14 protein-coding genes are annotated in these 8,931 nt (G+C 75.5%); all 14 read right to left on the bottom strand.

The genetic code is table 11. The annotated features are described in order from the left end of the window. Nucleotides 1-44 precede the first annotated feature (44 nt). Nucleotides 45-338, bottom strand: a complete 294-nt coding sequence (locus ACWENR_RS27660) for a GvpL/GvpF family gas vesicle protein (protein ID WP_452279881.1) — start codon at nucleotides 336-338, stop codon at nucleotides 45-47. Beyond that, nucleotides 322-690 (bottom strand): gas vesicle protein GvpJ, encoded by a 369-nt coding sequence (gene gvpJ, locus ACWENR_RS27655; RefSeq protein WP_452279880.1) that lies wholly within the window; start codon nucleotides 688-690, stop codon nucleotides 322-324. The genes ACWENR_RS27660 and gvpJ (ACWENR_RS27655) overlap by 17 nt, the downstream gene beginning before the upstream one ends. Before the next feature lies 1 nt (nucleotide 691). Continuing rightward, nucleotides 692-1,039 carry a gas vesicle protein GvpO gene (locus ACWENR_RS27650; protein ID WP_452279879.1) on the bottom strand — a complete coding sequence of 116 codons (348 nt, stop codon included), beginning with the start codon at nucleotides 1,037-1,039 and terminating at the stop codon, nucleotides 692-694. Next, nucleotides 999-1,553, bottom strand: a complete 555-nt coding sequence (locus ACWENR_RS27645) for a gas vesicle protein GvpG (protein ID WP_452279878.1) — start codon at nucleotides 1,551-1,553, stop codon at nucleotides 999-1,001. Before ACWENR_RS27645 ends, ACWENR_RS27650 begins: the two co-directional genes overlap by 41 nt. Nucleotides 1,554-1,556: 3 nt before the next feature. Continuing rightward, nucleotides 1,557-2,312, bottom strand: coding sequence for a GvpL/GvpF family gas vesicle protein (locus tag ACWENR_RS27640; protein ID WP_452279877.1), 756 nt, complete (start codon nucleotides 2,310-2,312; stop codon nucleotides 1,557-1,559). 1 nt (nucleotide 2,313) lies between these two features. Beyond that, nucleotides 2,314-2,775 (bottom strand): gas vesicle protein GvpJ, encoded by a 462-nt coding sequence (gene gvpJ / locus ACWENR_RS27635; protein ID WP_452279876.1) that lies wholly within the window; start codon nucleotides 2,773-2,775, stop codon nucleotides 2,314-2,316. Next, the gene (locus ACWENR_RS27630) at nucleotides 2,772-4,031 is read right to left on the bottom strand and encodes an SRPBCC family protein (protein WP_452279875.1); all 1,260 of its coding nucleotides are present in this window, start codon (nucleotides 4,029-4,031) and stop codon (nucleotides 2,772-2,774) included. Before ACWENR_RS27630 ends, gvpJ (ACWENR_RS27635) begins: the two co-directional genes overlap by 4 nt. A gap of 1 nt (nucleotide 4,032) precedes the next feature. Continuing rightward, on the bottom strand, nucleotides 4,033-4,461 hold the full coding sequence (locus tag ACWENR_RS27625; RefSeq protein WP_452279874.1) for a hypothetical protein: 429 nt from the start codon (nucleotides 4,459-4,461) through the stop codon (nucleotides 4,033-4,035). Between the two features lie 274 nt (nucleotides 4,462-4,735). Then, nucleotides 4,736-5,245 carry a GNAT family N-acetyltransferase gene (locus ACWENR_RS27620; protein WP_452279873.1) on the bottom strand — a complete coding sequence of 170 codons (510 nt, stop codon included), beginning with the start codon at nucleotides 5,243-5,245 and terminating at the stop codon, nucleotides 4,736-4,738. A gap of 252 nt (nucleotides 5,246-5,497) precedes the next feature. After that, entirely contained in the window at nucleotides 5,498-6,397 is a 900-nt protein-coding gene (locus ACWENR_RS27615; RefSeq protein ID WP_452279872.1) for a hypothetical protein, read from the bottom strand. Continuing rightward, nucleotides 6,366-7,073, bottom strand: a complete 708-nt coding sequence (locus ACWENR_RS27610; protein ID WP_452279871.1) for a DUF3618 domain-containing protein — start codon at nucleotides 7,071-7,073, stop codon at nucleotides 6,366-6,368. The genes ACWENR_RS27615 and ACWENR_RS27610 overlap by 32 nt, the downstream gene beginning before the upstream one ends. 22 nt (nucleotides 7,074-7,095) lie before the next feature. Then, nucleotides 7,096-7,491 (bottom strand): phage holin family protein, encoded by a 396-nt coding sequence (locus ACWENR_RS27605; protein ID WP_452279870.1) that lies wholly within the window; start codon nucleotides 7,489-7,491, stop codon nucleotides 7,096-7,098. Further along, entirely contained in the window at nucleotides 7,488-8,213 is a 726-nt protein-coding gene (locus tag ACWENR_RS27600; protein ID WP_452279869.1) for a hypothetical protein, read from the bottom strand. The genes ACWENR_RS27605 and ACWENR_RS27600 overlap by 4 nt, the downstream gene beginning before the upstream one ends. A gap of 403 nt (nucleotides 8,214-8,616) precedes the next feature. Then, nucleotides 8,617-8,931, bottom strand: a 315-nt coding sequence (locus ACWENR_RS27595; protein ID WP_452279868.1) for a DUF3263 domain-containing protein, incomplete at its 5' end; no start/stop codon positions are given.

Genomic DNA, 8,931 nt, shown 5'->3' with positions numbered 1-8,931 from the left:
GATTCTATGGCTCGCCCACCCCCTCCGACTGCCGATCGCGCAGCTCAGCCCACGCGGACCGGGGTGCGGACGACATGGTGCGCCCGGGCGGCGCGCTCCAGCCAGGCCAGCTCCTCCAGGTTGCGGCGCAGCGCGTCCTCGCCGTACTCGGACAGCGGCGCGGCGCTGACCACGGCCGCCAGCCCGGCGGCCCGCACCGCGCGTACCGGCGCGCCGTCCATCCCCGCGGTCGCGGCGAGCAGGGCCGCGTCGGCCTCGCGTACGACGCCGTGCAGCCACACACCGGTGTCCGGGGCCGCCGGCGGACCGGCGGGCGCGAGGTCAGCCGTCGAACTCATCCCACTCCTCCCTCCGGGCGGCCCGCCGGGCGACCCGGGGGCGGCGCTCCGCCTCCACCTGCTCCGGGTCCCGGGGGCCGGGTTCGACCGGCGGTCGCGCCCGCGAGCTGAGCCAGGGGTCGTGCTCCCACCAGTCGATGCCGATCTGCCGCGCCGTGTCGACGGAGGCGATGACCAGCCGCAGCTTGAGCGTCAGCAGCTCGATGTCGAGCAGGCTGACCCGGATGTCGCCGGCGATCACGATGCCCCGGTCGAGCACCCGTTCGAGGATGTCGCCGAGGTTGGCCGGCTCGTGCCCGGCGGGCAGGACCTGGCCCGAGTTCTGCACCACCGGTGGCGGCTGCACGGTCATCTCAACCCACCTCGCCCTTCCCGCGTTGGTAGCGCCGCACCCGCCGGTAGCCGAGCAGGCCGCCCTCCAGGTCCAGCTCCACCTCGTAGAGGCCGAGCAGGTCGGTGGAGGCGGGGATCCGGCGGTCCTCGACGACCTCCACCCCGACCAGCCAGCCGTCCCGCACCGACTTCAGCGAGGTGGTCCCCACGGGGTTACGCTCGGTCAGCTCGACGATCTGCCGCAGCCCCTCGCGGGCGGCCTCGGCCGCAGAGATCGGTTCGAGGTACTCCTCCTCGTCGTCGTACCGGTCGTCGTCCGGCTCGTTCCTACGCGCCCGGCCGCCGTCGCCTCGGATCCGGTCCGCCATGCCGCTCACCCCCCTCGCCGTCGTCGCGCGGCGTCCGCCGCGTCCGTTCCGTGCCGGCGCGCCGCCGGGGCCCGCCGGCGCCGCGCCGGGCCCCGACGCCGCTCGGATCGCGGGTCCGGCCCCGGTCGCCGGCCGAGCCCTGGCCACCCTGCTCGCGGCCCGAGCCCCGGTCGCGGCCCGAGCCCCGGCCGTGGTCCCGGCCCCGGTCCCGGGCCGCGCCCTGGTCCCGGGTACGGCCCTGGTCCCGGGTACGGCCCCGGTCGCGGGTCGGGGGCGGCGCCGGCTGACCGGTTCCGCCGGTCAGCCGCGCCAGCACCTGCTGCTGCCCCGCGTCCCGCTCCGCGGCGCTGATCTCCCCGGCGGCCTCCGCCGCGTCCAGCGCCTCCAGCTCGCGTCGCACGTCGACCGGGTTGCGCTGCCGCGACTCCGCCTCCCGGGCGATCACCTTGACCACCGCGGTCAGCCCCCGCACCGGGGCGTACGGCAGCGTCAGCAGCGCCCAGAGGACGTCCACCGCTCACTGCACCAACTGGTGGGCGCTGACGAAGTCGTACGGGGCGAGCGGGCCGAGCAGCCGCGTCCGCGTCGACTCCCGGCGCTGCTCGGCGTACTCCTCGACGGCGGCGACGAAGTCGTCCTCCCGGTCCCGCTCGACCAGGAAGGCGACGTTCACCGCGTCCAGCTCGTTGCTCGGCGGCCGGGGCGCGCTCGCCACGACGAGCGGGTCGAGCTGGTCGACGAGCTGCCGGCTCTCCGCCTCCCGGCGCAGCTCCACCGCCTGGCTGATCATCTCGCCGAGCCGGATGCGCTGCGGTCGGGTCGCCGCCTCCGGCTGCCCGCGCACCTGGTCGGCCAGTTCGGCCGCGCCCGGGTTGTCCGCCAGCACCCCCGCGATCAGGTTCTGCTCGACGTAGCGGCCGTGCACGACGTACTGGATGTGGCCCTCGAACTCGTCGAGGGCGGCGGCGAACCGCTCGTGGTGCGCCTCCAGCAGGTCGGCCACCGCGTCCGGCCCGGTGACCACCGTGCCGAAGCGCACCGGCAGCACCGGGGCCACGGCCGCCGTGCCGTCCACCAGTTCCTGGTACGCGGTCAGGTCCGCCGGGCGGCCGATCGGCTCGGTCAGGCTGACCTCGCTGACCAGCGCGGCCAGCTCCCCGTGGCGGATCGCCGCCACCTCTCCGGGCGGGTCGCCGACCCCGGCGGCGTCCGGGGTCGGCTCCACGTCGGAGGGCACGATGCCGTAGATGAACAGCCCGGTCTCCTCGGCCATCTCAGCGCTCCTCGTCCCGGCGCCGCCGGGGTCGATCCCGATCCCGATCGCGGTCGCGATCCCGGTCGCGGTCGCGGTCGCGGGAGTCGGAGCCGAGCTCGTCCACGGCGTCCTTGACCGCGCCGCCGATCGCGCCGACGGTCCGGCCGATCCCGGAGACCGCCTTGCCGGCGCCGACCGCTCCGGACGCGCCCTCGACCAGGTCGGGCAGCCCCTTCTGGTTCTTCGGGGTGATGTCGAACCGGTCGACCGCCTCGGCGAAGCGCAGGTACGTCTCCACGCTGGCGATGACGATCCGGGCGTTGATCTCCAGCAACTGGATGCCGACCACGGCGACCGACACCTGCGCGTCGATCACCACGCCCTTGTCCAGCACCGTCTCCACCACGTCGGCCAGGCTGCCGCCCGACCCGCCGCGCTCCAGTGCGCCGCCGGCCTGCCCCTCGGTGGTCGCGATGGTCATTCGCGCTCCTCCCGTCGACGGCGGACGACGGGCCGGCGGGGCGCCTCCGGGGACCGCCGCGACCGGGGCTCCTCCCGGGGCCGGGGCTCCTCCCGGGGCTGCGGGCGGCGGGCCCGCTCCGGGGCGCGGCGACGCGGCGGCTGCTCCTCCTCCGGTTCCTCCTCCTCGTACTCGTCGTACTCGCCCTCGTCGTACTCGTCCTCGTACTCCTCCTCCGGCGGGCGGCGGCGCTGGGGCGGGCGGCGGCGGCCGCGCTCGGCGGGCCGGCGCTCGCCGCGCGGCTCCTCCTCGCCCTCGTCGCCCTCCTCGGCCTCCTCCTCCGGCTCGGGCTCGCGGCGGCCGCGCTGCTCACGCTCCGGCCGCCCGCGCTCCTCGCGCTCGCGCCCCTCCTGCTCCTCGCGCTCGTGCTCCTCCTGCTCCTCGCGCAGGGCGGTCTCGTGGTCCCGGACCACCTGCGAGTCCTCGATCTCCCCGCGCCAGCCCTGCACCGACTCCGGGTCGAGGACGGTCTGGGTCATCACGTGCCGGACGAAGTGCTTCAGCTCCAGCCGGACGCGGCGGCCCTGGGCGCGCCACAGGTTGCCGGTGTGCTCGAAGAGCCCCTGGGGGTGGTATTCCAGCACCACCAGGATCCGGGTCAGGTCGGGCGACAGCTCGTGGAAGCTGACCGTGCCGTCGACGGAGCCCTTCTCGCCCTTGGAGCGCCAGTGGATCAGCTTGTCCGGGATCTGCCGGACGATCGTGGACTCCCAGGTGCGGTGCGACCAGAAGACCTGCGCCTTCCAGGTCAGCTTCTCGTCCGCCTCCGTGTCCACGTTCTCGACCTTCTTCATGAAGCTCGGGAAGTCGCCGAACTGCGTCCACTGGTTGTACGCGACCCGGACGGGCACGCCGACCTCGATCGCCTCGACGATGTTGGTGACCTTGACCTTCTTGCCGCCGCCCTTGCCGCCCTTGCCGCCCCTGCCGAGAGCCGACATCACCTTCTCCTTACCGCCGGCCAGTCCGGCATGGACCATCGCCTTCACCGGTGAGCCGCCCTCGGCCAGCTTCTGCGCCCCCGTCGCGGCGGCGAGCAGGCCGGGGCCGCCGCCCTGCTTCGCGTAGTCGCTGAGTCGACCGGTCGCGCCGGTGATCCGCTCGGTCACCACCTGCACGGCCCGCTCGCCGATGGCGCTCGCCAGGTTGCGCGCCTCGCCGGCGAGCTGGCCCCGCACCTTGTCGCCGAGGCCGCCGGGGTTCGTCGTCTCCGCCATGTCACCGCCCCCGCTGCTCGGTGTCGGTGTCGGTCCCGGCGTCGTCGGCGCCCCGGTCCCGGCTCTGCCGGTCCCCGTCGTCCGACCGGTCGTCGTCCGACCGGTCAGGCGCGCCCGCGCCGCCCTTGCGGCGCAGCGCGTCGGCCGAGCCCCGCAGCTTGCCGCTGATCGCGTCGATGCCGCTACCGGCGGCGGCGGTCGCGGCCGCCTTCGAGGCCGAGGCGAGCGGCCCGCCGAGGCGGCCGAGGTTCGTCAGGTGGGGGGACGACTGGAGCAGGTTGCCACCCGCCTTCAGCAGCCCGCCGGGCTCCCGGCTCGCGCGGCCGGCCGCGACCGCCGCCGCCAGGGTGAGGGCGGTACGCAGCTTGCGCCGGCGGCCGAGCAGATAGCCGAAGCCCACCGCGAGCCCGATTCGTGCTCCGCTGTTCATCAGTTCTCCTTCGCTCCCCAGAGCGGCGGACACCTGACGGCTGTGGTCGAAAGAATGGCCGCCGGGGATCAGCACGTGCCGGACCGCAATCAGGTGTCCCGTTCAATCGGACCCGGCGGGCAGTACCCGTTGCCCTATCGGCGAAACATTTCCGCCATTCGCCCGCGGACAATTTCCGAAGCTCACGCAGCGGACCTCTTCAACCGCGCAAACCGGTCAGTGATGCCGCAACGAGCAGGGAGAACTCAGGGCGTGAGAAATTGACGAATCGTCGTCAGAATGCCGGCGGCGTCGAATCCAGGCACATCTCGGCGCGCACCCTGCCGGCGTCCTCGCGCAATTTAGCCCCGCACTTTTCGAGCACCGACAGCGCCCCGTGGTTGTCGGTCGTGGTCTCCGCCACGACTAGCCCCATACCGGCCGCCGCGGCCTCGTTCAACAACTCGCGCAGGGCGGCCGGGCCGATGCCCTGGCCCCGGGCGGACCGGCCCAGCCACATCCCGGTCTCGACGGTGCCCGGCTCGTCGCGACGGCTCATCCGGATCATGCCGACCACCTCGCCGCCGGCGAGGATGGCGTACATCTGGGTGCCGGTCGGGCCGGTCAGGCCGCCGAAGCTCGCCCGGTGGAACTCGCGGAACGCCTCCCGGCGGGCGTGCGACCAGCCGGCCGGCGCCTCCACCGGCGGCATCACGTCGCCGGGCTCCGCCTCGGCCGCCGCTACGGAGAGCAACGGCTCCAGGTTCCGCTCGTCCACCGGCTCCAACCGGACCGTTCCCGCCACGTGCCGCAGTCTGCCGCCCCCACCGGCCCGAGTCCACCCCATCGGGCACCGACTGGCGGTCCGGCGGAAGGTACGGGCCGGTCGGACCGCATCGTGTTCCGCCTCACGCTCCGCTGTCGCTCGCCCGCTCCGCCGCCCGCGCACCCGACGTCGGCGTCACGGCGGGCCGACGCTTGGGACGTCGCTGCGCGTCGACACCGCCGGCCCGCTTCGGGCGTCACTGCCCGTCGGCGTCGCCGGCCGGCTTCCGCGTCACCGCCCGTCGGCGTCGAACTCGCAGAGCACGACGGAGGCGTCGTCGGCGGGCTTGTGCCGGCGCAGCCGGTCCGGGTGGTCCCGCTCCGCGGCGCGGACGCGGTCGACCAGGGCGCCGGGCCCCTCGGCGCTCGCCACGTCCAGCAACCCCGCCCAGTCCAGGAGGCCGAACTGCTCCACCAGCGCCGACGCGCCGTCGCTGAGCAGCGCGGCCCGGCGTACCGCACCGGGCCCCCGCAGCGGCAGCGTGCCGGTCACGGCGTGGAACGCCGCGTCCGGGTCGGCGGCCGCCACCCAGTAGCCGTGGGTCCGGTTCATCCGCTCCCGCTGCACGGCCACCGCCTGCCGGAACCGGGTGGTCCGGTCGGCCGATCCGGCCGGCACCGCCGCGACCGTGGCCCGCAACTCCGCCGTCGCGGTCGCCAGCCGGTCGTCGGTCACCACGCCGACCCGCCCGCCGGCGTCCAGCACCAGCGGGCTGTCGCAGAGCACCAGGTAGTCGAGGTGGTCGCCGCCGTCGCGCAGCAGGCAGACCGTGCTCGACGGGGTGCCCGGATGGTCCAGGTCGCACACGTCGCCGTGGTCGGAGCGGACGGCCAGGATCGCCGCCGCCAGGTTGCTCATCAGCGTCGCCGTCGGGCGGGCCGCCTCCGCGAGCCCCAGCCGGGCCGCGAGGTGCCGGACGTACCAGGACGGCCCGTGCACGCAGCCCGTGTCGAAGCCCTCCGGCACGGTCGCGCCATCCAGCACGCCGACCAGCGGCCCGATCCGGAAGACCAGGTCCTCGTTGACCGGCCGGCCGGGCGGCGGCGCGGACGCGGAGCGTACCCGCATCGTCCGCGCCGCCCCGACGACCCGGGTCGCCTCAGCGGCGACGGAGGTCGTCGGCGGCCTCATGCGCCTGCCCCTGCACCTGGTGGGCGGCCGAGCGGCCCTGTTCCCGTACGGCGGACGCGCCGTGGACGGCGGTGGAACCGACCGCCCGGGCCGCGTGCTGCGCCGGCTCGCGCAGGTTGTGGCCCATCTCGTGGCCCATCTCGCGGCCCATCTGGCCGGCCTGCTCGCGCAGGTGTCCGGCCTGTGCGCGCAACTGGTCGGAGTGCTCGCTCACCATCTCCCTGGCCTGGCCGGCCCAGTGTCGCTCGGGGCGGCTGGGCGGGATCAGCGACGAGACCAGCAGCCCGGCGCCGAAGGCGATCAGGCCGGCGGCGAGGGGATTGCCCTGGGCGTGCTCCCGGGACTGCTGCCCGAGCGAACGCGCCTCGTCCCGCACCGACGTCGCGGCGTGCGACACCTGCTCCCGGGACTGCTCCCCGAACGCCCGCGCCGAACCGCTCGCCTGCGACATCCGCTGACCGGCCGCGTGTGACATCCGCTGACCGACGCCGTGCCCATCCGACTGCACGCCCATCACCTTCTCCCTGGCCCGGGTGAACGCGCCGCGGGCCTGCCCGACGCGGTCACCGGCGATCCGTCGCGGGTTGACCTTGTCGGCCAGCGCGTCGACGTCGCTGCTCAGTTCGTTCCGGGTGTTCTCGATCTCCCACCGGATCCGGTCCGGATCGTTGGACATGATCTGCTCCCTCCCGGCTGGTTCACCGGCCTCGCATGGCGTTCGGCATCTCCCGGGCGGTCTGTCTCGTACGGGGCAGCACGGCGCGCAGCTCCGCCATCTTCGTCCGCGCGTTGGCGAGCAGACCACCGGTGACCGCGGCCCAGATGACCGCCACGATCAACGCGGCCCAGCCCTGGTCCATCACGTTCGACAGCCCCCACCAGAGCGCGTACGACACGAACAGCACCGTCAGGAAGCCGGCCAGCGCGGCACCGCCGAACATCCCGCCGGCCTTGCCCGCCCGGGTCGCCTCCTCGCGCAGCTCCGCCTTGGCCAGTTCGATCTCCTTGCGGACCAGCGTGGAGACGTCCCGGCTCACGTCGCCGAGCAGCTCACCGACGGACGCCTGGGTCCGCTCCTTCTCCGGGGCGCTCACGGCGCCACCCCGCCCGGGATGTCCGGGCCCTGCCGGTCGGGCGGCGAGGCGTTACGCACCCGGGCCATCCCGGTGTACGCCTCCTCGCGCGGGTACGTCTCGCCGCGCGGATACGCCTCCTCGGCCCGGTAGGGCGCCTCGACCGACCGGTCGTACGGCCGCGGCCCGCTGGCGGTCGGCGCGGCGGCCGGCGGCGTCTGCTGGCCCGCGCCGCCCCGCCGTCCGTCGCCGGAGGCGGTGAGGTTCCGGGTGAGCCGCCCGACCAGCATGCCGGCCACGGCCGCGCCGGTCAGGAAGGTGCCCGGGTGCCGCCGCGCGTACGACCGCACCTCGTCGAACACCGCGCCGGGCTCGCGTTCGTCGAGCCAGCCGGCCGCCTGCTGGGCGGCGTCGGCCGCGCGGCGGACGAGCTGGGCCGCCATGCCGGAGTCGTCGCTCCGCTCCGCCATCGAGTCGAGTTCGCGCCCGATGCCGCGCAGCCCCTCGGCGGCCCGCCGCTGCTGGTTATGGGCCTGGTCACGCAGCTGCGTGGTGGCTTCGCCGGTGAGGTTACGCGCCTGCCGCCGGGCCTCCGAGGCCACGTGTCCGCCATGTTCGGCGGCGGCGTGCGCCATCTGGCCCCCGGCCTGGGTCGCGTGATGCCCGACCCGGGACGCTTCGTGTCGGGCCTGCTGCCCGGTGCCGGCACCGTCCGGTGGCCGGCTCGGGTTGATTCCCGTCATCGCCCGCTCCCTCCGTCGGCCCAGGCCGCAGGGTCACGGCCCGGAACGTGAACCGGCCGCGGGACGCGGCTCGGAACGTCACCCGCCTACCCGCGCGGCACGCCGGCATTCCGTCCCGGCGGCCGGGGCAGGATCGGGATCCGGACCAGTGGCCACTGTCCGGGGCGGAACGGCCGACGCGTGCGGAAACGGTCGACGGCGACGGCCAGGCACCGGAGGGCGATCCGCCGGGCACCACGCCGTCCGGCGACGGCGGCGAGCGAGGGGCGGGCGGCCCTCAGCGACGGCGACGCACGGAAGGCGGGCCGACGGCGACGCGCGGAGGCGGGCCGACGGCGACGGGCGCCAGCGGGCGGCCGGCGGAGGGCGATGGGCGGGGGCGGGCTGCTGGGGGAGGCGCCCCTCAGCGGCGGCGGTTGCGGGCCCGGGAGGAGCGGAGCCGGCGCAGCCGCCCGACCAGCACCGGATCGGCGGCGAGCGCCGCCGGGTTGTCGAGCAGCGCGTTCAGCAGTTGGTAGTAGCGGGTGGCGGAGAGGCCGAAGGTGTCCCGGATGGCCTGTTCCTTGGCGCCGGCGTGCCGCCACCACTGCTGCTCGAAGGCGAGGATGCCGCGCTCCCGCTCGGTGAGCCCGACGTCCGGCCGGTCACCCGCGGCCGGGTCGGTCCCCGGCACCGCCGCCCCGGCGCGACCCGGGGCCGGGTCCGCCTCGGGGGTCGC

Source organism: Micromonospora sp. NPDC004336 (assembly GCF_053602615.1).
This window is presented reverse-complemented; position numbering and strand designations above follow the sequence as displayed.

Coding starts and splice junctions, on each gene's coding strand:
- ACWENR_RS27600 (WP_452279869.1), bottom strand. CDS start 8,213: ATGACGGGAATCAACCCGAGCCGGCCACCGGACGGTGCCGGCACCGGG.
- ACWENR_RS27660 (WP_452279881.1), bottom strand. CDS start 338: ATGAGTTCGACGGCTGACCTCGCGCCCGCCGGTCCGCCGGCGGCCCCG.
- ACWENR_RS27625 (WP_452279874.1), bottom strand. CDS start 4,461: ATGAACAGCGGAGCACGAATCGGGCTCGCGGTGGGCTTCGGCTATCTG.
- gvpJ (WP_452279876.1), bottom strand. CDS start 2,775: ATGACCATCGCGACCACCGAGGGGCAGGCCGGCGGCGCACTGGAGCGC.
- ACWENR_RS27640 (WP_452279877.1), bottom strand. CDS start 2,312: ATGGCCGAGGAGACCGGGCTGTTCATCTACGGCATCGTGCCCTCCGAC.
- ACWENR_RS27650 (WP_452279879.1), bottom strand. CDS start 1,039: ATGGCGGACCGGATCCGAGGCGACGGCGGCCGGGCGCGTAGGAACGAG.
- gvpJ (WP_452279880.1), bottom strand. CDS start 690: ATGACCGTGCAGCCGCCACCGGTGGTGCAGAACTCGGGCCAGGTCCTG.
- ACWENR_RS27630 (WP_452279875.1), bottom strand. CDS start 4,031: ATGGCGGAGACGACGAACCCCGGCGGCCTCGGCGACAAGGTGCGGGGC.
- ACWENR_RS27615 (WP_452279872.1), bottom strand. CDS start 6,397: ATGAGGCCGCCGACGACCTCCGTCGCCGCTGAGGCGACCCGGGTCGTC.
- ACWENR_RS27610 (WP_452279871.1), bottom strand. CDS start 7,073: ATGTCCAACGATCCGGACCGGATCCGGTGGGAGATCGAGAACACCCGG.